Source organism: Pseudomonas sp. NBRC 111124 (assembly GCF_001320245.1).
Lineage (GTDB): Bacteria > Pseudomonadota > Gammaproteobacteria > Pseudomonadales > Pseudomonadaceae > Aquipseudomonas.
The window spans coordinates 1-23,472 of record NZ_BCBA01000001.1 but is presented as its reverse complement, the minus strand read 5'-3'; the positions used below and the strand labels follow the sequence as shown (position 1 = coordinate 23,472).

At 56.3% G+C, this 23,472-nt stretch carries 18 protein-coding genes and 2 pseudogenes; 9 read left to right on the top strand and 11 right to left on the bottom strand.

The annotated features are described in order from the left end of the window. Window positions 1-2 precede the first annotated feature (2 nt). The 5 genes from APH28_RS00090 to APH28_RS00070 all read right to left on the bottom strand — a co-directional run bounded on the left by APH28_RS00090 (window position 3) and on the right by APH28_RS00070 (window position 5,893). A complete protein-coding gene (locus APH28_RS00090; protein WP_060506967.1) occupies window positions 3-488 on the bottom strand; it encodes a Mov34/MPN/PAD-1 family protein in 486 nt (161 codons plus the stop codon). Then, the gene (locus tag APH28_RS00085) at window positions 481-2,220 is read right to left on the bottom strand and encodes a ThiF family adenylyltransferase (RefSeq protein WP_060506965.1); all 1,740 of its coding nucleotides are present in this window, start codon (window positions 2,218-2,220) and stop codon (window positions 481-483) included. Before APH28_RS00085 ends, APH28_RS00090 begins: the two co-directional genes overlap by 8 nt. After that, window positions 2,213-3,451 (bottom strand): nucleotidyltransferase, encoded by a 1,239-nt coding sequence (locus tag APH28_RS00080; RefSeq protein WP_060506963.1) that lies wholly within the window; start codon window positions 3,449-3,451, stop codon window positions 2,213-2,215. The genes APH28_RS00085 and APH28_RS00080 overlap by 8 nt, the downstream gene beginning before the upstream one ends. Window positions 3,452-3,458: 7 nt before the next feature. After that, on the bottom strand, window positions 3,459-4,583 hold the full coding sequence (locus APH28_RS00075) for an SAVED domain-containing protein (RefSeq protein ID WP_060506960.1): 1,125 nt from the start codon (window positions 4,581-4,583) through the stop codon (window positions 3,459-3,461). A 464-nt stretch (window positions 4,584-5,047) separates the two neighbouring features. Beyond that, window positions 5,048-5,893 carry a sensor histidine kinase KdpD gene (locus tag APH28_RS00070; RefSeq protein ID WP_060506958.1) on the bottom strand — a complete coding sequence of 282 codons (846 nt, stop codon included), beginning with the start codon at window positions 5,891-5,893 and terminating at the stop codon, window positions 5,048-5,050. Between the two features lie 57 nt (window positions 5,894-5,950). On the opposite strand from APH28_RS00070, the pseudogene APH28_RS00065 reads away from it, so the two are divergent. Both APH28_RS00065 and APH28_RS27675 read left to right on the top strand, forming a co-directional pair. Next, window positions 5,951-6,361 (top strand): annotated as a pseudogene (locus APH28_RS00065) (fumarate hydratase C-terminal domain-containing protein); the annotation flags it as partial. Window positions 6,362-6,781: 420 nt separating this feature from the next. Further along, entirely contained in the window at window positions 6,782-7,747 is a 966-nt protein-coding gene (locus APH28_RS27675; protein WP_082432225.1) for a hypothetical protein, read from the top strand. Window positions 7,748-7,860: 113 nt separating this feature from the next. On the opposite strand, the pseudogene APH28_RS29325 reads toward APH28_RS27675, so the two are convergent. Next, window positions 7,861-8,009 (bottom strand): annotated as a pseudogene (locus APH28_RS29325) (chlorhexidine efflux transporter); the annotation flags it as partial. A 532-nt stretch (window positions 8,010-8,541) separates the two neighbouring features. On the opposite strand from APH28_RS29325, the gene APH28_RS00055 reads away from it, so the two are divergent. The 6 genes from APH28_RS00055 (at window position 8,542) to APH28_RS00035 (ending at window position 16,254) form a co-directional block, all read left to right on the top strand. Continuing rightward, a complete protein-coding gene (locus APH28_RS00055; protein WP_060506954.1) occupies window positions 8,542-9,579 on the top strand; it encodes a hypothetical protein in 1,038 nt (345 codons plus the stop codon). After that, window positions 9,563-12,682, top strand: coding sequence for a hypothetical protein (locus APH28_RS00050; RefSeq protein ID WP_156340838.1), 3,120 nt, complete (start codon window positions 9,563-9,565; stop codon window positions 12,680-12,682). The genes APH28_RS00055 and APH28_RS00050 overlap by 17 nt, the downstream gene beginning before the upstream one ends. Further along, a complete protein-coding gene (locus tag APH28_RS00045; protein ID WP_156340837.1) occupies window positions 12,660-13,955 on the top strand; it encodes a pPIWI_RE module domain-containing protein in 1,296 nt (431 codons plus the stop codon). Before APH28_RS00050 ends, APH28_RS00045 begins: the two co-directional genes overlap by 23 nt. A 37-nt stretch (window positions 13,956-13,992) precedes the next feature. Further along, the gene (locus tag APH28_RS29365) at window positions 13,993-14,325 is read left to right on the top strand and encodes a transposase (RefSeq protein WP_009684096.1); all 333 of its coding nucleotides are present in this window, start codon (window positions 13,993-13,995) and stop codon (window positions 14,323-14,325) included. Beyond that, window positions 14,322-14,657 (top strand): IS66 family insertion sequence element accessory protein TnpB, encoded by a 336-nt coding sequence (gene tnpB / locus APH28_RS29020; protein WP_009684097.1) that lies wholly within the window; start codon window positions 14,322-14,324, stop codon window positions 14,655-14,657. Before APH28_RS29365 ends, tnpB begins: the two co-directional genes overlap by 4 nt. Window positions 14,658-14,718: 61 nt before the next feature. Next, entirely contained in the window at window positions 14,719-16,254 is a 1,536-nt protein-coding gene (locus APH28_RS00035) for an IS66 family transposase (protein WP_009684098.1), read from the top strand. A 33-nt stretch (window positions 16,255-16,287) separates the two neighbouring features. On the opposite strand, the gene APH28_RS00030 is transcribed toward APH28_RS00035, so the two are convergent. From APH28_RS00030 to APH28_RS00020, 3 genes are all read right to left on the bottom strand, one after another. After that, window positions 16,288-16,821, bottom strand: a complete 534-nt coding sequence (locus APH28_RS00030) for an NUDIX hydrolase (protein ID WP_009684099.1) — start codon at window positions 16,819-16,821, stop codon at window positions 16,288-16,290. 92 nt (window positions 16,822-16,913) lie between these two features. Then, complete coding sequence (locus APH28_RS00025; RefSeq protein ID WP_012316922.1) at window positions 16,914-17,765, bottom strand: universal stress protein; 852 nt, start codon at window positions 17,763-17,765, stop codon at window positions 16,914-16,916. Between the two features lie 11 nt (window positions 17,766-17,776). Beyond that, the gene (locus APH28_RS00020) at window positions 17,777-19,264 is read right to left on the bottom strand and encodes a SulP family inorganic anion transporter (RefSeq protein ID WP_009684101.1); all 1,488 of its coding nucleotides are present in this window, start codon (window positions 19,262-19,264) and stop codon (window positions 17,777-17,779) included. Window positions 19,265-19,637: 373 nt separating this feature from the next. Between APH28_RS00020 and APH28_RS28780 the strand changes: the two genes are divergently transcribed. Continuing rightward, window positions 19,638-20,819 carry an RNaseH domain-containing protein gene (locus APH28_RS28780; protein ID WP_177334200.1) on the top strand — a complete coding sequence of 394 codons (1,182 nt, stop codon included), beginning with the start codon at window positions 19,638-19,640 and terminating at the stop codon, window positions 20,817-20,819. A 46-nt stretch (window positions 20,820-20,865) separates the two neighbouring features. Here APH28_RS28780 and APH28_RS00010 read toward each other — a convergent pair whose 3' ends face one another. Both APH28_RS00010 and APH28_RS28775 read right to left on the bottom strand, forming a co-directional pair. Continuing rightward, window positions 20,866-21,210, bottom strand: a complete 345-nt coding sequence (locus APH28_RS00010) for a hypothetical protein (protein WP_156340836.1) — start codon at window positions 21,208-21,210, stop codon at window positions 20,866-20,868. After that, the coding region (locus APH28_RS28775; protein ID WP_177334199.1) for a hypothetical protein at window positions 21,207-23,472 on the bottom strand (2,266 nt) is incomplete at its 5' end. The genes APH28_RS28775 and APH28_RS00010, both read right to left, overlap by 4 nt.

Sequence of the window (23,472 nt, the reverse complement as noted above, 5' to 3'; positions counted from 1 at the left end):
CTTCAGTCCACGACGTGCTCGGCCCTCCAGAGCGTGGAGCCGTCATGCACCCAGACAGCAAGCCCCTGGGGAAAAGGAGCGTTACCTATGATCACGAAAAGCAATCCCGCGAAGTCATCAATGCCGGCACGGGCCTGATCCGCAGCCATGGCAAGGTCTGGTTGCGACGGGCGTGGCTGGGCCTCGGGATGGGAATGCCAGAAACCCAGGCAGTGCAGCCCCTCTTGAAACAAGCGCTCGCGCTCCTTCTTCACAACCTTGAGATCCAGTTTCACCCCGGCATAGCGAGCCCATCGTGAAACGGGATTGGTAACCCTCTCGACGCGTATCACTGGGCCATTGACGTCCCTGGTGTAGAGCTGCCCTGCTGCCTCAGCGGTTTTAAAATCGTGTTGGACATGCTGCTTCAGTATCAGTACAGATTCAGCGGGGAACTCGATCTGCCATTGAGCGCCTGGAATTCGGTACCGCAGGCTGTGCTCATGCATGGCTGAGTGTCTCCGGAAAGTCCCTGATGATCTGAACCGCATGAAACGGATCATCAGAGTGAGGCACGAGATCACTCAGCCTGGTGGCGGCGCCAGTACGCTCAAAAAAGCTCGAGGCCCTCACCCAGCTCCAAATCTGAGAGGGTGAATCCGGCGCATCCAGAATCGACAACGCGCGCTCAGTGACGAACCCAGCAGCTTGCCAGGCATCGGCAGCGCCATAGGTGCTGAAACTGGTGCTACATGCAGGAAGCTTTATCACCCCGTTAGCCCCCCAGCTCGCTACATTCACCCGTTCAACTGGGTCATCAGCGGGCCATGTATCCTTGGCTGAAACGTGGACGACATGGGCTGCAGCGCAGAAGGGTTCCATCCACGCATACACCGTTGCGCATTCCCCCAGCAGCGTTTCGCGAAGAAGAGATAGGACGGTTCTAGTCGTGCTTTCACCCGTGCAGTCAATCACGAGGTCATAGGCGTCTGTCTCACAGTGCTCAGCTAGCCATTGGGTGACAGTCTCATGGAAGGGATTGATCTTCACTTGAGGTATGAGTGCGGTAAGCCTCTGGCTGACCGAGTCAGCTTTGGCCTGGCCAATGGCATTGGCCCCTAATACGTGGCGAGCGCAATTAGCTGCCTCGAAAACTTCCTTGTCGACGATATCGATCGTGCCGACCCCCGCCCGCGCCAGTAGCTCGGCTACAGGGGAACCCAGCGACCCACAACCCAATAGCAAGGCCCGCGAGCTTCGTCGTTTGTGCACAATCGCCAATCCAGTATCTCGAGCCAATGCCCAGTCTGCGTCGACACGCTCTGCCCTGAAGGGAGTGACCCTGGGTGGCATGAGTCGATCAATCATGGACGGCGAAATCAGATAGCCGTAGCAGACTGTGGCTTCGGCGAAGATGACGGTCAGTGATTGCTGCCTGTTCTTGCCATCACGGACTTTGGTGATCCATTTGGTGAACCGCCCCGGCTCATCTGCGAGGTAGTCGACCAAGGCCGAAAGGCCCACGAAGTCGGTGGGCCAGACTACAGGCGTCCAGAGACTACCATCTGGGAGAGGTACGAATAGCGCGCAACCACGCGCTAACGTGCCGAAGTCCCATCTGTGCCGTTGGGCCAGCTGATGAGGGTCTTCACTGCCCTGGGTGACCACCAAAGCGGATGTCCCAGCGTTCTGCCCCTTAGGGAAGTAGCCAGCCACTGTGCCTTCAGTCACCTGTGACAGCGGGTGCATCATTACTCGGGTCGTCGCCGGCGGCTGATAACCCAATACTTTTTGGCGTATTGAGCAAAAACGCAGCCAGTAAGACAGACGCTCTGCTTGAAATTCGCTTTCAAGCCAAGCCTGATTCTGCGTGTTAACCCAGAACTGCGCTAGCCTGTCGAGGACATCTTCAACCACTTGAATCGGTGATGCGAAGTCCCCGGGAGCAGGTTCAACGCCGTGACAGAACTTCCCATCCTCCTCAATATGTGGCCACACCAAGCAGAGTGATGGATCGACATGAATCAAGGGAGGAGTAACCGGGAAGTCCGATAGGATCGACAGTTGCACCGATTGTTTCCCCACTGCTGGATGATCCAGTTCGATCACCCAAGCGTCCATTTTGACGCGCTGGGGTTTAGTTGAGCGCTTGGCAAACACGGCGCCGTTTCCATCCAGCCACTGCCTGACAATCGCGGCAGCGGCTTCAAAGGGCGTCACCGCTACAGTCCCGTCAGGCAAGGGTATCCCTCGATCCAGTTTTCCGCGGCTGCACTGGCTGGCCAGAGCTGGATGTCGGGGACGACGCCTTTAGGCCGGCCAGAATCGCAGGGGCAGTGACCGCGGGAGCTGCTGCCGCTTGGCTGCCTTTCCATGCACGAACCCCAGTCTCACCGAAGATCGCCCTTACCCGCTCTTCTGCAGCTTTGCTTTGCCCAACGGAGAACAGCGCTTCAAGGTCTTGGGTCAGACGCTCATGCCACTCGTTGAAACTCTTGTTGCGAGCCCCTCCGTCGGTATTCCACCGATCCGCGAAGTTCTCTTTCACGAAGCCGGGCATAGCCGGGTTGTTAACTCGTATCCCATGGCTGCGATCAATGAAGTCAGGCATCCGGGCAATGATTTCCATCACCACCTCAATCGAGGAATGCAGGCCATAAGGGTGGTTTTGCAGGAGATCGTCGTAAGCCTGGCCCGCCAGTGTCACCAAGATGATCGAGATTGGACTGGTTTCGCGGATGTGATCCGGCTGACGCTTGAAATGGTAATCGCGGTGCAGCTTCATCAGTTGAACAAGCCGGCGCAAAATGTCATCAAGTGCCACTGGCGCGTTGGGTATCGGATCCACCTGGGTACGCATGTTGATCGCTTCATCCATTGCGATCATCTGGAACGGGAAGCGCTTCGCCGCGATTGCACAGAACCAGTTGGCGAAATCTTCGGGGTTGGACGGGCTCCATACGCTTGTTTTATCGCGCACGCGTAGGTCTGTACCCGTGATATGTGCTGACAGAGGAATGGCTGGTGTCACGTCGAAGTAGAACGGCTCCCCCGGGTACGGGAGGCGCCAGCAACGATTTTTTGGCTCTGGCTCCCCTGCTCCATCAATGCCTTCCAGTGCTGCCCCGAACAGCTGGAAGAACCCTTCTGACTGCGTCAGGTTCGTGAACCGGGAACCGCTGAGCTTCACGACCACGTCGAGGTCAAAATTTTCACGCCCATCGCCAGCGATGGTGGTCTGGGTGCGCATCGAGCCTTGCACCACGACGTGGACATCATCGGTGGACATGCCGAGCTTGTGCGCAATGTGAAGGCCGAATCGCTTGTAGCTGCGTTCCGCCGCCTGCCGCTTGGCTTCAGGAAGCTCCAGCTTCTTCAGCATCGATACGATGAAGCTCTCCCACTGCCTGGCCTCGCTTTTTTCCCGCAAGCCTGGGAGCACTTTGGAACGCCGTTGCGACTGGACAGCCATGTTCACCTCACTTGGTGGCATCAAATTCGGGAAGGAAGTGTTGGACGTACTTGCCAGGCTGCTCAGGTGCGGATGGCATCTCTACGGCCCAGGGGTATGGATTTTCTTCGGCACGCTGCCATTGATAGCAACGAAGCGGGGGCATGTTGTGCGGGTCATATCGGCGGCCAAAGTTGATACAGATGCTGGCTGGCGCCGCCAGGATAAGGTGCACCATGGAAACCTTCAGGCCTTCCAATTGGCCAAGGGTCTGCAGGAATTGATTCTGCAACGCGGCGTTCTCGCCCGCGTACCACAGCTGATTCGGCAGTGCCTTGGGATGGCGCAGGTGCACCAGTGGAACGCCAGGAAATGCTTTTTCGATATCGGGGAGCGATGCCACGTAGCTCGCAGACACTGCCACCACCACTTCACCGCCCGGCTGAACGTTTTCCAGGCCGGTGATGGCGAAGCGATCGCCGGAGTCAGCTTCGGCAAGTTCGCCCCACCGAGAGTTGATGCGATCCCACTCCATGACCAGGATATTACCCTCGTCTTCGAGCACAACGCCTGTGAAGAACAGCAGCGGTACCTGCATGATGCCGCCGGCGACTACTTGGACATCCCCCCGGGCGTTTTCTTCCCGGATGCTTCTTAGGAAGCGAGGCATCAGATAGATCTCATCCAGCACCTGGGCAACCTGAGGCGGGTTTGATGAGAGCTTCTGCCTGACATCCAGCAGTAGACTGCGACGCTGACCGACAAGACTTTCGGGGACTGCTTCCAGCAATGGATGATCAGAGGTATCCACCAGGCCTCGCAGTTCTACTACCACTACGCGCTTTCTTTCGCGCTCCTTGCGCTCATTGCGCCAGTCGCTATACGCCATGGAGACACCGATGGCGATGATCAGAAGTCCAAAGTACGCACAGAGGGTGCTGAGGAAGTCGCTCAGTCCGCCCTCGTTTGAAAACTTGAACGCTTCGATGACCCCGAAGAACTGATGGAATTCCAGGGTGAAGCTGCCCGCCCCCACGATGGCGATGATGCCGACACCAACCGCCGCAATGCCCAAGCCAATGTTGCGCTTTCGGGTTAGGAAATTGACGAGTTTAGTGCCGATCCCCATCAGGTAAGACAGCAATGCCTGCATGATCAAACGCTCCTCTTGCACGGCAGGTTGCTGCGTGCTTGGCCCGGTACAACAGCAATCACTCAGTTCCTGTCAGCCAGCGACATGCGAAGCATTGACGATGCCTTCAAGAGGCCATCACTGTACGTTTGACCATGAAAAAATACAAGATTGGATCCAGCCCTTTTCATTCAGCCCATGATGGTCACCGGTCAATGGGCGCGCGCGTCGCTTGCGCGAGCAGCCTTTACGCATGCTGGAAGGGGGTCTTTGCCTGATGCGAGATATGGAAATTCGTCTCGACAGTCAGGGCTTCTTTGCCCATGGGGGATATTTTCCGTTCCTGAGCATGAGCTTGTCTCGCTGACACCACCTCATGAACCAAGAACGATACATGCCGGTCAAGCTGTAACAGCAGATTGCGAAAGTGGGGTATATAGGATGTTCATTTTCGGTAGAAACCGCCGCCAAGCTCGAAAAATATCTTAGCTTCCTTGAGGGAAAGCGACCTTGAAGGTTGTGCCGTCTTCATCGCTTGACATCACGTCTATCGTGCCTCCATGGCTCGTGACAATTTCATTGGCGATGAACAACCCCAGCCCCAATCCATGGGTGTTTTCTGAGTCATCCGTGGCCCGCGCCAAGCGAGCCTCGGGGTTGAATAGGTAGGGCAACTCATCGGGCGAAATTGGGCTCCCCCAGTTGTGAACGTCAATCTGCGCTACGCCGTGGGATCCAGTAAGCCGCAGCTGAATAGGCTTTTTCACATCCCCATGTCGTATAGCATTGATGACTAGGTTGGAAATCACCTGCCCCATACGTTGCGGATCGAAGCTGGCAGACAGAGAAGAGATGCCTTCGAAGACGATGGTCGCCTCTGGGTGAGCCAGGCTGACCTCCTTTACGAACGAAGTACACAATTCCCTCAGCTCAAAAGTTTGTCGCTGTATGGGTATCCCTGTGCTGAGGTTGCATCGGGCAAGATCGAGCAGGTCGTTGACCATGTCGTTGGCCCGCTCGACGCTTACGGAAATCTGGCCGACCACTTTCTGTTCCCTCACCCCCATCTGATGGGCGTTGGCGAGCAGACCAGCCCCCATGGTTATAGCCGTCAGGGGCGCCCGCATATCATGGCCGAGAACACCCAGGACGAGCTTACGCGTGGTTTCGACAGCTTTGCCATACGCGGCAATAGACTCCATCAACGCCTGGTCAATGGCCTCGTTGAAGCGAATGATCTCAGCAACGCGCTCGGGATGCTCAACCGAAGTCTCCTGTGCCAGCCACAGCCTCAATACACTGGAGCGTAGGGCTCGGTATTCGGAGACCATTTGGTCAAGGCTGAATCCATCCCGCAAACGCAACACTGCATGTGTTTCGGCGGCACTTACTACGTTGGGCCTGTCGATCCCGTCCGTGAGGAAGTGGTAGGCCCTGCAGGGCCTACTACGTCGACTCGGATGGACAAGTTCACGCCGCGCCTTCTGAGCGAGACGGGTCTGCTCGGCATGATTGGTAAATCGGAACGTGGCCCCATCGCTATCGAGGCAATCAGCCAACACGGTGCAGTCTACCTGATGGCTGTCGGCGGCGCGGCTTACCTGGTATCCCAGGCAATTACGAATGCCCGCGTGGTCGCATTTGCAGACCTGGGGATGGAAGCAATCTATGAGTTTGAACTTAAAGACATGCCGACCACGGTAGCGGTTTCTTCCCAAGGCGAGTCTGTCCACACTACGGGGCCCATCCATTGGGCGCCTACCAGTAAGCTGGTTTGGAAGACAGACTCCGTCGACTGATATTTCTTCTCTTGGGCAACGATAATGCGCTTCCTGTAAGCGTGTATCAGAGCCTAAGGGCTACAGAGTCCAGCCCAGGCGTGCGTTCAACGCATTTCTGGGATTTGATCGGCGGGTGAGGCTGAGGCTCACGAGGCCAACTCCTCGCCACTGATCGGACAGGTGCTGTTCTGACGGCTTTCAGCACCTTGAAGCCACCACCCCCACGCGGGTGGTGGCTTTTTTATGCTCGCAAGATGTCTGCGCTGCTCGCCCCACGGAACCCAGGGCACTTGGACTTCTTCGTCGACACCGATCCGCTGGCTTGCTGGCGGGCATACGTGCGACGATCGCGCCGCCCCTAGGGAACAAGCCATCTCGACTCTGGACGAGGTGATACTTGAAGGAAGGGGCAACGCTGAATACTACTTTGGTGATGAGATGAACGATCGCGTATTTTACTCTTGGCAATCTGACAGCCCCGGCAACATCAATCGAAATTTCATTCAGCAGGCACTGGAAACGGCGATTGCCGACATACACAAAGACGACACGACCGACGTTGAGCCGGTCATCGACCGAGACACACTTGGCCTGGCTGGCTCACCGGACATCAGCCACTCCATTTTCGACAAGATCGATGCCGCCTCGGTGTTCGTGTGCGATGTCTCAATCATCGACCCCTCGGCAGCAAGGCCGACACCGAATCCTAATGTGCTAATCGAACTGGGGTACGCGATCAAGGCTCTGGGCTGGAACCGCATCATCATGGTGATGAACACCACATTCGGCCTCCCAGAGAAGCTGCCCTTCGACCTCAGATCCAAGCGCATTACGACATACGCTATTGCAAGCGACGCGGCAGAAAAAGCGCCCACGAGAAGAGCGCTGGCAAGTACGTTTGTGGTGGCACTGAACACGATCTTTGAATCCCATGGGTCACGGACGCACGCGACTGAAACCAGCGACGCTAGAGGCAATGAGGCTCAACCCCGCGCAGCGGATACCGAGCTGTTCGAGCGCTTCAGAACCGAGTTACCTACCAAGGGCAGCATCAGTTTCATAAACGAACAAAATATGGCCGGTTTTTCCTGGCGCCTCTCCCAGCTCGACCAGCTCAGGCATTTCTACTATGAGTGGGATAACGTCGAGCACGAATTCATCGATGCGCAAATGGAAACAATGCGCGCGCAGCTGCATCAGTTGGTCGGCGACTACCTGGAGCAGATCGCCACCTACACCTTCCCCACTCATAATCCGGACAGACAAACCGTCCCTCCAGAATGGGAAATCGATAAGCCAGAGCTATTCGCTTCAGTCGTCAAAGGCCTTCACGAGACCGCCGGAAAAATCGTCAAGCTGCACGGTGAACTCTTCCGTACGGGCCGGCAAAAATTTGATCGCTGAACACTCAGGCGATTAGTTCAACGGCCCTGCGCTAAAAAACCCGTATGAAGCCACCGCGCTGTGAGGCGGTGGCTCTGCCAAGCTTCGAGAAGCGTTCCTCAGTTGAGGATGGGTCAGGAATTTGCGTTGACATTCGCCAAGCGTCTGTTGCTAAAGACGCGCGCACTCACTTTATCGAATACCCAATTGTAAATAATATCGTGTAGGGCAGAATGAAAACAAAGAAGCCCAACTCAACCATCAGTGCTTTAAGGAGCGTGATGAAGGCGCTAGCAGGCTGATTACTGGAGGGGTGCAGAAGCCACACCCATCGCACGCAGCTGATATGCGGATACCGCTTGAAACAGGCTTTCTGCGTGCACTCGTAGCACCCTGATCTACTCAGCCGGGTGGCCTGCCGCTTCAGCCTCATGCAGACGTCGCAATGCTTCGATCGCCTGGTTGATAAGCGGCAGGCTGTCTTCGTAGATTTTGACAAAATCCTTTTTCATGCCTGCCTCCAGCAGTGCAGTGATGACCACGCTATCGAGTGGGCTCCGGTCAGCGAAACATAGCGCTGCAAGGTCGTTACACAATTACCACCTGTCAGGAAGTCCTCACCTCGAGGACGACAGTACCCACTGGGAGCTTTCTGCTAGGCGCTTTTTGCAGTTCACGTGATTGGATCAGGCGAACCGCCCGATCTGTTGCCTTGCGGTTATGCCTATATTGATCCAGCCTTCATAACCCAGCAGTAATAACGTGCAGAGCACGATGCTCCGCAGAGCCAGATGCTTCCAGATCAAGGGGGGCTTATGAACTCAGTGGATAGCGACGCCCAACGCTTGCTCAGCTTGATTGTAAGAGCTGCACAGCTGGACGCCAGTCAACATGGGGCACGCCACGATCTTCTTCGACAGGTCAGCGCTTTACTCTGGTGGCTGGAGCCTGACGCCCCGCCTCGCACGATCGCCAACCTGCTCGCATGCTTGAGCTTGCCGCTTGAGCAGTGGCTCGATAGTCGCCTCAGACAAGGGTATGAAGGTGCGCTGAAGTTCGCTGACGAGCCCAGCATGCTGTGCAACGCCATTGCCCTGGAGTCCAACCCCCGGGTGGGCTGGGAACGTATTCAGCAGATCGTTAAGAACGTTCGTGACCTGTGCAGGACGCGTCCTCACGGGGCTGATGAGTACCGTCTGTTTCGCATGTTTCTGATCGACCACGGGGTAGTCGACGCTGACCGAAGCCTCGACTTCCTGATACCCCTTCAAGTCAGCTTCAACTCCCTGTACGAACCCATCCCTGAGCATCTGATCCGGGCGGGTCAGGTTTACCTATGTCCCAGCTGTGGGTGGCCGATGGAGATACACCGCCATGCCGTGTCATGTGGTGCTCACTGGTGCGAACAAACATTCGGGATCGCGCAGTGGATGGGAGAGGAACTGGTAAGCGTCAAAACCTCGAAGGTCATACCCCCGCAGCCCGCGCAGAACAAATACAGACTCACGCCTGCACTGTGGAAATTCACGTTGATTCCGGGCTTACTGGAGCGGCGTCTGCGTGACGGTATTACGCGCCTAGGCGTGCCGGTCGAACTGTGGCCGGATGTGGATGACGCCGACCTGCGATTTAGCGTTGCCGGTGAAAGCTACTCGCTGGATGCCAAGGTATGGCACTCCCCCGGCCATCTTGGGCACCACCTGCAGAACACCGCACACGCCGATGCCATGATCGTAATTCCCGATTACCAGGTGCAGTACGTATCCATGCTGAATGAGCAGTGCTACCCCAGGCAGATCATGTCTGAGACACAGTGCCTGCGCTGGGTGAAGATCCATGCCAACCCTAACTGAAAATGCCACCACGCTTGCATTGGCTTTAGCCATCAAGAATATCAGCAAGGAACCTATGCTGGCCGATGCCGAGATTTTTCTGGTGGGGCGACCACACCTGTGGAATGGCTGGAATGATGCCCCGCAGGAACATCGCGACCAGATCATCACGCTCATCAAGTATCGCCCAGGTGACCTGAATCAGACGGGTCGTTTCATGGAGGAAGCAGTACGAATCCTGCTGTCAGACAATGCGCCATTTCGCGTGGCCGGTGCTGACCTCTGGGGTGAACTGGAGTCCCCGCCTCGCCTTAAGGAAACCGACTTTTACTTTTTCAAAAAGGGCTTTGACCTCGAAGGTTTGATCGAAGAGAAACTCCTGGCTATCAAGTCCGATCCCGCTGAAGCTTCACAAACCAAGTGGCCTGCCCAAGGCCCGATCATCCTTCGCGAAACGCTCTCTGAAGGCTACCGCACGTTCGTGATACCGGAGGAGCATCGCTCACGCCTGCAGTTGGAAGACGATCCGTTACCTCTGCAGGTGGCCCCTGATGTCACGACCTTTTGCTGGGATAAAGCCATCCTTTTCGACATCGCCAGAACGCTGGATGAAGCAGGTGCCGATCCGGCCAACCATTTGCACCGGAGTCATCGAGACTGCCTGAATGCTGTCTTGCGCAACGATGGATGCGTAAAGGCTGACGCGGGTAATTTTTATCGGGTGAACGCACCGACGGGCGTCGGGAAGACAGTCGTCATGGGAATGATGGGAATCAGCTCCGCCCTGGAGGGCCACCGCGTTGTGATTGCGGTGCCGAATCTGACCGATGTGCGCAATATGGTGGAGCAGCTAAAGCGAGCGAGCAAGGTCGTTGCACCGCACCTTAGGATCGCACCCTTGCACTCTCAGCGACGAATTGCCAAGGCAGCCGACTACTACGTCGCTCGCGGTAGAGAGGATCATCCATACGACTATCGATGCCTTTTGGATGCTTGTGCCACCGACGGCAGCGTGAGCCCCAGTGATGCAGAGCCCTGCTTTAACTTGCAGCTTCCAGGCGAGCGCAAGGGGCAAGAGGTCTTCAAGCGCATACGCAGCTGTCCCTTCATGAATCAGTGTGGCAAGCGCACCATGCTCGAGCAGGCATTGGCCGCTGACATTGTCGTGGTAAACCACCATGCACTCATCTCAGGCACTTCTCGCATCGCAGTCGAAGGAGGTGGTGGCGAGTCGCGCAGCCTGCTTGAGTTGCTGCTGCGATCGGCTTCGTTGTTCATGGTCGACGAAATTGACGGGCTGCTGCTGAGCGCAATCGATACCAGTGTCTTCGAACTTCCTCTGAGCAACCACATTGAGCACAGCAGCCTCGCCGAATTGCATATCGAAATTTTCCAGCGTGACAGAATCCCCGATGTCGATTCTTCTACCCTCTATCGCGCGCAGCGCGCCTGTACCGCTGTCATTCATCACACCACTCGCTTACTGCAGCTTGCCCTTGAGCACATCGTCTGGCCAGACCGCGAAACGGTGTGGGAGCGTGCCGACGACAAAAAAATCAGCGACGACCTGGGCGTCGAAGCCAGTATTCTCGATGGGGTGTGCGGCTACGGTGTACAGGCCATACCGCCTCACCTTGATCCGTTGCGCAAGCTTCTCCAATCCTTTGCACACAATGACCCGATACCCAGTCCAAGCGACGTAGTCGTCGAGATCGGCAGGCTTCTCCTTACGCTTGCCAAGCAACGGAAACTAAGCGGTCGCTTCACGGAGAAGAAACTCGAAAAGCTGAAGTCGTCGCTGGTCATACGGACGAGTTTGCACTACATCGAAACCAGACTTCGCACGCTGTATGCCGATGTTCCTGTCCTGGCACGTGCCAAGGTCGCAGCAGCACTCAGGGTGCAGCAGGATCTATCAGGATCCGCGCCCTTCAGCCCAACCCCTCTCGGCCCTCTGCAGCGCGTCGTTTACGGATTCAAACGCAAACAAGCGGGTCACGACACATGGGCTCTTCAGGTCGTGGCCATGTCTGGCGATCCCCACCGTACCCTGCAGTTTCTGCCCAACCTTACCTCCAAGATTCACGCTGGCGTAAACAGGACATTTATCGGCTTCAGTGCCACAGCCTATTTTCCAGGGGCCAGTTGCTTCGATCTGAATGCGAAAACCTTGATCGACGTGCCCGACGCCAAAGGCAACATCCGCTTTGAGAACGTAAATGTGTCCGTTCACGTTTCGGGTACGCCGATCGATGGCCGTCTGCTGCATGTCAGAGATCTGGCCTTCGAGCTGTGGCCGTGGTTATCGGGCCGCTTGGCAGCGCTTGAGCAGGATCCAGTCACGCGACATCGCGCTCGTTTACTTCTCGTCACTGGCAGCGATGCTGAAGCAGAGCAGCTGGCGTCAACACTTTACGAAATTGCTGCCGGCCAACGGAAAGTCGCTTGGATCCGGGGTGGAAAGAAGGCCGATCGCCAACACCGCCTACCCATGCCCAATCGCTTGACCTATGACGATCTGGTTGAGTTCGCCGACAGCCCTCATGCGGATGTCGAGCTGCTGGTGAGTTCCATCTACCCTATGGCGCGGGGCCATAACATCGTCACCAAAGACGCCAAGTCAGCCTTGGGCGGCGTTGTGGTTTGCGTGCGGCCATTGCCCTCCTCCGATCAGCCCGGCAACAACCTGGCCCACCTGTGCTACAGCGTGGGCGAGCAGGTGCATGCGTCGGCGACGCCAGGCCTGGCATTGCTGCAAGAGCGTGCCAAGGCCAACCGTATCCTCAATGGCATACGCCTGGCGCCCCCCTACTTTTGCAGCCAACCCGAGGACATACGTTTTTACACCGTGATGAACGTCCTGGTCACGCTGACTCAGTTGGTAGGGCGGGCAAGGCGCGGAGGAACGCCTGTCACCTGCTACTTGGCCGACGCGGCGTTCTTTGACGGACAGAACACGTGGGCGAAGCTTTTGAACCGAACCATAGAAAAGCTCAGGAATGATGGCCACTGGAACGAATTCTCCACCCACCATGCAGGCTTGGTGGAGGCCATGATGCTGTACATCGGATCTGCAGGCACCGAGGATGAGGGACTACCTGATGACGATTTCCCTGAGGACTAACCTGTTCAGGTTCGATCCAGACGAGCTACCAGCTGCCGTGCAATATGCAGCATCGCCGGCGTTCAAGAACGGCTGGCAACTGCTCACCAATCACTTTGGTAGACCTTACCTGCCCACAGAAGCGCTTGAGGAGATGCTCAGTTACATCACGGGTGGCCCTGTTTGGATAAATGCCCAGCTGTTGAAGGGCGGGCCTGCCATTGCTTCGCTGAAAGAGATCCAGACCGATAAGCTGAACCGGGCCGTCAACGTCTGGGCCCAGCACATAATGCGCAAAGCACCACTTGAGGCGCAGGAATTCATCAAGCTACTGATACCTGAACGTGCAGCCCCGCTGTATGCACGCGATGTGATGAACGACCCCCGCCAGTCTGCGTCGGCCTACAAGGTTGTCCCTTGGATGCTCGCCCAGCAGCTGGCCAGCCAACCCATGGAATCATCCGTCCCGTTAAACCTCGAAGTGTCCAGTGATGGAAACCTACTTGCCTGGGACAGCCCGCTGCTCTACAGCTACGGTGAGCGTCGGGCAGTGGCAATGCACTCGGTCTCAACCAGTTTGTTACTGTTGCACAAAGTTCCCAGCCAGTACGCGTCAGTCACAGTGCATCTGAGCCATATCTTGCCCGAATGGCGTCACACCACGCATTCCACCTGGCTAAAGACCGAGCGCGGGATCTCCAAATTCCAGATTCGCACATTGCCCCTGGTCGATGGTCAATTCCGGACGATCTATACCAGCCCTTCGGCGGAGCTCCTGGAGCTCATGGGGGAAGGGACGCTGCCGGCGCTAGGCGGGAATGAAATCTCACTGACCGGTGCACTGCGTCCAATCCATGCGCACACACCGATTGGCTCTCCTATCGGCAGCGGCGTGGGTACGGTGATTCTCGACCAGGCGAGCTTCCACCTGCAGAAGACGCTTACCTCTGCCAAACCCATGCTGACCCGTTATGTAGGACGGCTGATAGCCCAGCGTGACAAGACGGGGAATGATTCGGTGCGACCCATCCGCATCGCTGTAGTAACTGCGCACACGGACATCATGATGCGTATCAACCATGCCTATGAACACCTGAGTGCGCTCTCCCCGGTCTTCAAAGGCAAGCCCAAGCCCCAGGTCACCTTTCAACAGATTCAATGCAAGGACGCCCAACGGGTGCTCACCACCAAGACAACGTCAACTGATATCCAACAGTGGTTCACCAACGTAACCGTCCGGCCAACTCACCTTCCTGACCCCGACGCCAAAGGCGATGGTGTCCACCTAATTTAAGTGGACACCATTTCTAGCCTTTTAAGCGGGTCTTTCCATGCAGTCACAACGCCGTTCCTATTCAAAATCCTTCAAGGCCCAAGTTGTCCAAGAGTGCGCCCAGCCCGGCGCATCGATTGCCAGCGTCGCGCAGAAGCACAGCCTTAACGCGAACCTCGTACATAAATGGATTAGGGTACTCACGAACAAAACTATGGCGCTGCAACCTGCTTTCATTCCAGTGCCCTTGCCGCTAGCCGGAGGACATTCGCAGGCAGCTTCATCAAGTATCTGCATTGAAATCCAGCACCCGCGTGGCACCGTCAAAGTGAACTGGCCGACCGAAAGCGCTGTCGCCTGTGCCACCTTTCTGCGAGACCTGTTGGAATGATTCGGATCGATGCCATCTGGCTTGCCACCGAGCCTATGGACATGCGCGCCGGTACCGAGACCGCGCTGGCCAGGGTGATCGCGGTGTTCGGTGTGGCGAAGCCGCACTGCGCATACCTCTTCGCTAATCGCCGTGCCAACCGAATGAAAGTCTTGGTGCATGACGGTGTGGGCATTTGGCTGGCAGCGCGACGATTGAACCAAGGCAAGTTTCATTGGCCCGGCATCCGTCACGGATCGGAAGTCGAACTCGATAACGAGCAACTTCAAGCCTTGGTACTGGGTTTGCCGTGGCAGCGGGTCGGCGCAGGCAGCGCGATCACAGTGCTTTAGCCCCTGCCATTAGCCCATCGGTTTATCGCTGTTGACGACCTGCTCTGACACAATCAGCGGCATGACTTCCTCGCCCAATCTCGACCAGATGACACCGGAACAGCTGCGCGGCTTGGCCGAACAGGCTATGCAGTTGCTGTCCCAGGTCGACTCCATGAGCCAGAAAATCCAACGCCTCGAAACGGTCAACGAGCAACTGGCTCATGAAATCGCCATCCTCAAGCGACACAAGTTCGCCAAGCGCAGCGAGCAACTGAGCCCCGACCAAGGCAGTCTGCTTGATGATCTGCTCGATACCGATATCGCAGCTATCGAAGCCGAGCTGAAGGCAGCCAATCCGCCGGCCGCACCGGCCGAGCCACGTCATAAGCCCAAGCGTGCACCACTGCCGCCGCAGTTTCCGCGAACCGTGATCCGTCACGAACCAGAGAATACTCAGTGCGTGTGCGGCTGCCAGCTTCAGCGAATCGGCGAAGACGTCAGCGAGAAGCTCGATTACACTCCGGGCGTGTTCACAGTTGAGCGGCATGTGCGTGGAAAATGGACGTGCCGTCAGTGTGAAACACTGATCCAGGCGCCTGTACCGGCCCAAGTGATCGACAAGGGCATCCCGACCGCAGGCCTTTTGGCCCACGTGATGGTGGCGAAGTTCGCCGACCATTTACCGCTGTACCGGCAGGAGAAGATTTTTGGTCGGGCCGGACTGCCCATCGCCCGTTCGACACTGGCGCAATGGATCGGACAGACCGGTGTGCAGCTCCAGCCTCTGGTCGATGCGCTGCGTGAGCATGTGTTGGCCCAGGGCGTGATCCACGCCGATGAGACCCCGGTTCAGATGCTCGCACCAGGCGAAAAGAAAACCCACCGCGCTTACGTGTGGGCCTATAGCACCACGCCTTTCTCGGCCCTAAAGGCCGTGGTCTACGACTTCAGCCCCAGCCGTGCCGGCGAACATGCGCGTAACTTCCTGGGCACGTGGAACGGTAAGCTGGTCTGCGATGACTTCGCCGGCTACAAGGCCAGCTTCGAGCTGGGCATCACCGAAATCGGCTGCATGGCCCATGCACGCCGCAAATTCTTCGACCTGCATGCAGCCAATAAAAGCCAGTTGGCGGAGCAGGCGCTTCACTCGATTGGCGGGTTGTATGAAGTCGAGCGACACGCCAAGGAAATGAGCGACGAAGCCCGCTGGCGATTACGTCAGGAAACAGCGGTGCCCATCGCTGAAAAACTGCATGAGTGGATGTTGGCCCAACGCGAACTTGTGCCCGAGGGTTCGGCCACGGCCAAGGCCCTGGATTACAGCCTTAAACGCTGGGTAGCGCTGACGCGCTACCTGGAAGATGGTGCTGTGCCCATCGACAATAACCAGATCGAGAATTTGATCCGGCCGTGGGCGCTTGGGCGCTCGAACTGGTTATTTGCCGGGTCGCTGCGCAGTGGAAAAAGGGCGGCGGCAATCATGAGCCTGATCCAGTCGGCGCGTATGAATGGGCACGATCCGTATGCCTATCTCAAGGATGTACTGATGCGGCTTCCGACACAGCGGGCGAGCGAAATCACGCAATTACTCCCGCAGCATTGGATGCTTGCCTGAGGCAGGCTAAGTGGACTTCGCCAAATAGTCAGCTCAAAGGCTGATTGGCATCAACAATTCGGAAGCGACTTTTCTCAGCATGTAGGTTTCGCGCAGAATTGACTGCCCCATCGAAGACTCGTGACGCTGCATGACGGCTTCATTGTGTGCGATGGCTTCATGCAGGTTGATCCAGACAGGCCGCATACCATTAGCGATTTCGTGGCTTTCCATTCTCACCGGCTCTAGCTGGGGCGCTACTTCGCATTGATAAAAATGCGAGGTCATGTGCATCAGATCGTACTGTGGCTTTTGGTAGGGCCGGTACTCCTCGATGTAACCGTAGTGCTGGAGCACCTGTATTTCACGAGCACCAGTCTCTTCCTCAAGCTCACGCTTCAGGCCTGCGACAATGTCCTCGTCACCATCAAGGCCGCCTCCAGGAAAGCTGAAATCGTTATAGCGCTCGGTGAACAGCAACAGGATCTGTTCACCCCGCATCACGATGCCGCGAGCTGCATGTCGACGGAATACTCTGCCCTGCTTGGATTTCAGCTCGGGGTGAACAATTTCAGTTATGAGTTGCATGTGGTCTCGTAGCGGCAAGATCAGTTAGTCATCGTCCAGGGTGGCCACGGTATTTCCTCAGTTCTGGAAATACTGTGGCCAGTGGAACTGGCTCAGCGAAGCAGCAATAAGGGTACAGTGGATGTACGCAGCATCGTCGTGGTCGTGCTGCCTATCAGAAACTGCCTGATGCGTGAGTGCCCGTACGCCCCCATGACCAAGAGGTCAATGCCGTGCTCTGCCTGATACGCATGCAGTGTGGACTCTACTTCGCCTGGGCGGATCTCGGAATGCACCAGCGAGCCGGAAGACGCAAGCGTGGTTCGTGCCTTCTCCAGCGCGTTCTGGTTGTCTTCAGAATCCGTTCCAACCATGACGATATGAATTGGCAGGCCTTCGCACAGCGGGCTTGAAGCAAGCATCTGTAAGGTCTTGTGGCCTGTTGCGCTGCCGTCAAATGCCACCATGACCGTTTCAGGTTTCCTGAAATGGCTGGTTGTAATCAGGGTGGGGCGGTGGATAGTTCGGACTATCGCTTCAATCTGGCTGCCAAGACTTTGGGCACTGCGCGTGCTGTCCTCACCGACTCTTCCAATCACCAGTAACCGAATATCGTCTTGGAGATCGCTCAGGCTCTCGACGAGATGGCCATGGCGCTGCTTCATATCAGGTGACATGGCGCCAGAGTGAACTGTTCGCTCGCGAGCTTTTTCAAGCATGTGCTGCCCATGCTCCAACGCCAGTTTTGCCCGCTGCGCATCCAGCATGGCCAACTCTTCCAGCAGATGTTCTCTGCTACCGAGACCGATATTGCCGCTGAGGTCAGCGGATGCAGGATATTTCTCCTTATCCAGCACATGAAGCAAGGTCAGGGGAGCGCTGAGTCGTTGCGAGGCCCATGCTGCGTAATCGCAGACCGCCAATGAGGATTGTGAGTTATCAATGCATGCCATTACGCGGGTCATTGTCGTTCTCCTTAGTGGCTCATGAGCTTGTCGATGGCACCGGGTTTGTCATGCACGCCGAAGCGGTCAACGATTGTCGCGCTGGCTTCATTGAGACCGAGCACTTCAACCTCAGCGCCTTCGCGTCGGAACTTGATCACGACCTTATCCAGCGCTGCGACGGCGGTGATATCCCAGAAATGCGCCTGTGTGAGATCGATGGTGACCTTGTTGAGCGCCTCCTTGAAGTCAAAAACCTCAGTGAACTTGTCCGCAGAGCTAAAGAACACCTGGCCCACGACGCGGTAAGTCCGATGCGATTTCGTCTCTTCAAGAGTGCTCTTGATATCCAGGTAGTGCCCGACCTTGTTTGCGAAGAACAGGGAGGCCAGCAGCACACCTACCAGTACGCCGTAAGCCAGATTGTGAGTGGCCACGACGACCACGACGGTCGCCACCATGACGAGGTTGGTCGACAGCGGATGCTCTTTCAGATTACGCAAGGAATCCCAGCTAAAGGTGCCGATGGACACCATGATCATCACAGCCACGAGTGCCGCCATAGGGATTTTGGAGAGCCACTCGCCAAGAAATACCACCATCAGCAGCAGGAAAACGCCGGCACACAATGTCGAGAGACGGGTGCGGCCACCAGATTTCACGTTGATGATCGACTGGCCGATCATGGCGCAACCTGCCATGCCGCCAAGCATGCCGGCAGCGATGTTGGCCACACCCTGGCCTTTGCACTCGCGGTTTTTGTTGCTGGTGGTGTCGGTAAGGTCGTCGACGATGGTCGCGGTCATCATTGATTCGAGTAGACCCACTACTGCCAACGCAGCCGAGTACGGGAAAATGATGCGCAGGGTTTCAAAATTCAGCGGAACTTCAGGCCAGAGGAAGATCGGGAGCGTATCAGGCAGTTGGCCCATGTCACCGACGGTGCGGATATCCAAACCGAGGTAAATGGCGATGGCAGTCAGCGTCAGAATGCACACCAATGGAGAGGGAATCACCTTGCCGATTTTCGGTACATACGGGAACAGGTAGATGATTCCCAGGCCCGCAGCGGTCATGGCATAGACATGCCAGGTGACATTGGTCAGCTCAGGCAATTGCGCCATAAAAATCAGAATCGCTAATGCGTTTACGAAGCCGGTGACTACCGAGCGTGAAACAAAGCGCATCAACGAGCCGAGCTTCAGGTAGCCGGCAAGGATTTGAAGTACGCCACATAGTAGCGTCGCGGCCAGCAGGTACTGGAGTCCATGCTCTTTTACCAGCGTAACCATCAGCAGTGCCATGGCGCCTGTCGCCGCCGAGATCATTCCGGGGCGCCCGCCGACAAAGGCGATGACAGCACAGATACAGAAGGAGGCGTAGAGACCGACTTTGGGATCTACCCCGGCGATGATGGAAAAGGCGATGGCTTCCGGGATCAGCGCGAGTGCGACCACCAGCCCCGCGAGCACGTCGGCACGGACGTTGGAAAACCACGTTTGTCTAAGTTTTTGCAGCATATAAATATCCAAGGCAAAGCATCGCGCACGCCAAGGGAGTGGCGAGCGAATCGATACAAATTCAAATTTTGAGGATTTTTTGCTGTGTGCTTAAGGTGTAAAACCAGGCGTACAGCAGTGAGCACCCGCGAGCGAGGCTAGCGGAAGCAGGTTGTTGCGAGGGGGCGTAGCGCTAAGGCGGCGTAGGCTGCCAGTAGATCGTTTGGAGTACAGTCATGCTGATGTTCCTGTAGCTCAAGGGGTATGCGGAGCCGAAGTATACAATGAAGCCATCGTCGATTGCGACCCGCTGGCAGGCTCTGCATGACCTACGTCAGATACAGGCTTATTCAATGGGTATACCTGCGGGCAAGGCTTTGTTTTCCACCCGTTCTTGTCCGAGCTGGTCTGTGTGCTGAGGGGTGAGTTGGCCAGACGGTTACTCACCAACGAGTTGCTTCCACGGTTAAGTGCATTCGCACCTGACGCCGCGATCATTGAAACGGCGCCTGAGGTAGCCACCAAGGACGACCATGACCCAAAGCATCTGTTACGAGCACTATGCGCCAAACACGGCATCTCGACCCAGTTCATCTTTCATCTCGCACCACCAGGAGAAGGAGCCGATACAAAGAAAGCGATGCCAGCGGGGGTAAAAAGTCGGATGCGCAAAACCAAATCGATAGAATCCGATCCTCCCGAGGATTGGCCTGCCATCAACAGCCTCATCGATGGATTGCGCGGTACCGGCTACCTCCCCCTTCCACTGGATCGTACTGCCGGGATTCCCGCAAATACGACAGTGGTATCGGTGTACGTTGACCACCTCAGCAAACTGAACGTCTATTTGCCCGTCATCACGCGTACAGTGGTCAACACACGAGATTTGCAGGTGTACGTCCAAGGCGCGGATGGCCACCCTGGCCAATGGAAAAGCTACAGCGAAGGCTTATGTGCTATCCATGCTTCCCCTGGATTGCTGAATGAAGACGATGCGAAGCTGATGATCAGGCAAGCACTTCTGGCACCCACACCCGTTGCGAATACTCCTCTGATCGTACTGATCAATGCCGGCGGCAAGCGTCTATACCCCGGCATGAACGATGGCGCGGGGAGCGGGCTACCACCAGTACCGGAAAATGCCTGGCTGATTCGTACCCGGTCTGACTCTCAGACGGCCCAAATGACCGGCGTGCACTCACTTTCGCCTCTGGCTCCCATGTACATCGGCAACCGGATCGGTGTTCATCAGGCCGAGCACCAGGAGCTCGTTTACTACTTCACCTCATACTCCAAAACCTTCAACAGGACGCGCTCACACCGCTACCACACGCGCTATGACGTGAGGCAATCCGAGCTGAAGGATTCATGGCAGCAACTGGGCGTGACGGAATTCGTGATGATCCAGAAAGGCGACTTTGCCTGCAACGATCAGCTGGCACTGCAGACAGGTTACTGGTGCAAGAATGCTCCACTGTGGGATGGCTTCTTGCGCCTTCCCTCCCCGCTTCATGCAGCGCGTCAGATTGCAGAGGATCACCCGGTTGCGGAAAAGCTAAGGAAAGGAAGGTTTTGATAGGCGGCCCAGAAAGGGGCCGCAAGTGACCCAGCGCATATACTACTCAGCGCTTCATTTGGGGCGTGTAAGGCTCAATATGCGTGCTGTTGCAGTTAGTTCTGGCACCCCAGCAGCAAGGATAGGCCCGAGCGCGCTCCTGGTCATCGGAGCGGAAAACAATCACGCGGCTGCCACGATGCTCGCCTTTTGTGGTGATGCGTGCCTGAACCGTAAAGGGCGTGGAGTTCCCGCCAGTATGATACTGGCGGTCAGGCTCTTGAGTAGCCAGGTCGTAGGCCTGATCAAACGTCAGGGCATTAACAACCGCCCCGCTGTGTGGGCCGATGCTTTCCTTTACCACCATGTTGATCTCATCCTTTGTGTAGATGTGAGTAGAGTCAGGGTTCACAACCATCCTGCCTGAGACGGGCTAGAGGCCCTCTCACCTGAGTAGGTGCTTTTCTTTCGGCAGGCGATAATTAATGCATCGAAGATTTTGGCACGAACGAAACCACGTCGCTGAAGGGCTTTGATCAATCGCACGTTCTCAACCTCCGCGGCCAGTCTGATCGGGCGCCGCTGCCCAGCAAGGGCTGAGAACTCATCCCCCAAATGTGGCAATACGGCTGCAACGCTCAGCCAGTCGCAGCCCATGATCAACAAGTGGATCATGATGTCGGCACGGTTTCCCTGGCTGAGGAATGGGCTCTTGGTCAACTCAAACAACACCGGGAGGTAGCTCTCAGAAAACGGCATCCATTCCTGATTTCCTCGTGCACACGCGTTTGCGAGCCCAACAGCTGCTTCGGAATTTTTCATAAAGACATCAGCTGGCACCGTCGACCATAGCTGCATGACCTCTCCCATGGAGGGCACTTGAGAATTGCTCAGTGCGACAGTCATGGAGATCGGCAGAGCACTAAAGTTGAGCTTCAGCCTCGCCTCTTCCCAGCGGTTGAGCAGGTAAGCCAACTCCAGATGGGGTGCATGAACCCTGAAGATGTCCAGCCCCACTTGGCTATAAGGCACGCAATCAGCTTCAGAGATGAATGCCCACCTCGAAGCAGGTATCGACGAATCCAGGAGGGCGAAATCTATCTTTATCGGGGCAAACAGATGCGCCAGAGTTTCGTCCTGCACACGCTCATTGCAAAGAAGGTACCGTTGCAGCTTGATTTGCTGGTCGGATTCGCTCCATAGCTCATGAGCCAGGACTTCGGCCTTGCTCTGGATGTAGTCCAGGAATACAGCCTCTGCATTGCGGTCTTGGACGGCGGCTGATACCCCCTCACCGTCATTCAAGACCTCCCTGAATACCATCCAAACTGCACCGGGCATACCGTTGGCATCGATACGATCCTCATCCATTGCCAGCAGCCAAACCTCCCGCAGAGGTTCATCGAGGCTGGGCAATGAACACTGGGTGCGGCTGAACAACTCGCGCATCTTGTCTGGCTGTGTACTGAGCAGCTCTAACAGAGCCCGTAATGTATCGGACGACTCATCCAACATCCCTTCCTGTTGCAGGAGCTGCTCGACGACAGCAACGATGTCCTCGTCGAGTTGCTCTTTGAGATTCGGAACGTCCAGCTGAACGAGCCTTTCGTAACTGACAGCGTCGTCCTCAACATTCCCATCAGCCACCTGGCAAAGCAGCCGTAGCATGCGAAGATCCAGTTTCAAGCAGCGCCACGTGACCACGGCCTTGAGGTCGTCCGGGCTGATCTGCTTGCTAATATTCGAAAACTTGATGGGTTTGCTGCGCAACCATTGCCAACCTCTCTCACTCGCGCTCATGCGCGGGATCCAGGCTGACACGTCCTCGAGCTGTTCAACCCATGTTGAGAGTGTACCGTCCTCGTCCAATCTGGCCGTCTCATCCGCTGTCAGGGTATCCAGAACGTGGTAGATCCACCGGGCTCGTGACGCATCTGTTTGAAAACGCCGAGTGCTCAATACGCTGAAAATCAGGTCGGAATCAGCGCTGTGCAACGCTCGCACCAGCTCGTTACCTTTTTCAAATTCGACGAAGTACTCAGTTGCTTCTCCCAGCAGCTCAGGCTCCTGATGCCCCCCCTTGAGTATTACCGCCAACTTCTCTGCCCGTTCTTCACTCTCCTCTCGCTCCAGAAGCCTTGGCTTGAGCAGTTCGTTCATCAGGCCGAGCAAGATCCCGCGCCCCTGGCTCAAGGACTCATGATCGAGCGCTCTAATCACGCGTTCTGGTTTTTCAACCTTGGTATTAAAACCAGCCATTTCATCACGACCGAGCGCAAGAATGAGGTTCTTATCCGATTGGGTCAGCGAGCCTTCGTAGAAATAGCCGAGGTAATCGACAAAATCGGTGTCGAGATAGCCCTTGAGCACCAGGAAGATCACCATCTTGAAGTCAGTTAGCCTCTCCCTGACCACACCACCATAGGCTTTTCTGACAGCAACCCTGAAAGGTACCGCTTTGAGGTGACGAATCTCACGCTCCAGTTTGGCAATCTGGGCATCAAGCTCGGGCAACGAATCAGCCAGCACCTTGGCGCGTGCCTCGTAATTCACTTCCTTGAGGATCATTTCCGTTTTCTGAGGATTCCATATGACGTCAGGTCGTTTTTGAATCGATGGCCGGGCGTTGTTAGCCGCTTTGAAGCGCGCAAACCCATCATCTTCGGCGATGTCC

Coding starts and splice junctions, on each gene's coding strand:
- APH28_RS00090 (WP_060506967.1), bottom strand. CDS start 488: ATGCATGAGCACAGCCTGCGGTACCGAATTCCAGGCGCTCAATGGCAG.
- APH28_RS27675 (WP_082432225.1), top strand. CDS start 6,782: ATGAACGATCGCGTATTTTACTCTTGGCAATCTGACAGCCCCGGCAAC.
- APH28_RS00075 (WP_060506960.1), bottom strand. CDS start 4,583: ATGCAGGCATTGCTGTCTTACCTGATGGGGATCGGCACTAAACTCGTC.
- APH28_RS00025 (WP_012316922.1), bottom strand. CDS start 17,765: ATGACCCGCGTAATGGCATGCATTGATAACTCACAATCCTCATTGGCG.
- APH28_RS29365 (WP_009684096.1), top strand. CDS start 13,993: ATGCAGTCACAACGCCGTTCCTATTCAAAATCCTTCAAGGCCCAAGTT.
- APH28_RS00055 (WP_060506954.1), top strand. CDS start 8,542: ATGAACTCAGTGGATAGCGACGCCCAACGCTTGCTCAGCTTGATTGTA.
- APH28_RS00045 (WP_156340837.1), top strand. CDS start 12,660: ATGACGATTTCCCTGAGGACTAACCTGTTCAGGTTCGATCCAGACGAG.
- APH28_RS00050 (WP_156340838.1), top strand. CDS start 9,563: ATGCCAACCCTAACTGAAAATGCCACCACGCTTGCATTGGCTTTAGCC.
- APH28_RS00020 (WP_009684101.1), bottom strand. CDS start 19,264: ATGCTGCAAAAACTTAGACAAACGTGGTTTTCCAACGTCCGTGCCGAC.
- APH28_RS00030 (WP_009684099.1), bottom strand. CDS start 16,821: ATGCAACTCATAACTGAAATTGTTCACCCCGAGCTGAAATCCAAGCAG.
- APH28_RS00080 (WP_060506963.1), bottom strand. CDS start 3,451: ATGGCTGTCCAGTCGCAACGGCGTTCCAAAGTGCTCCCAGGCTTGCGG.
- APH28_RS00035 (WP_009684098.1), top strand. CDS start 14,719: ATGACTTCCTCGCCCAATCTCGACCAGATGACACCGGAACAGCTGCGC.
- tnpB (WP_009684097.1), top strand. CDS start 14,322: ATGATTCGGATCGATGCCATCTGGCTTGCCACCGAGCCTATGGACATG.
- APH28_RS00070 (WP_060506958.1), bottom strand. CDS start 5,893: ATGGTCTCCGAATACCGAGCCCTACGCTCCAGTGTATTGAGGCTGTGG.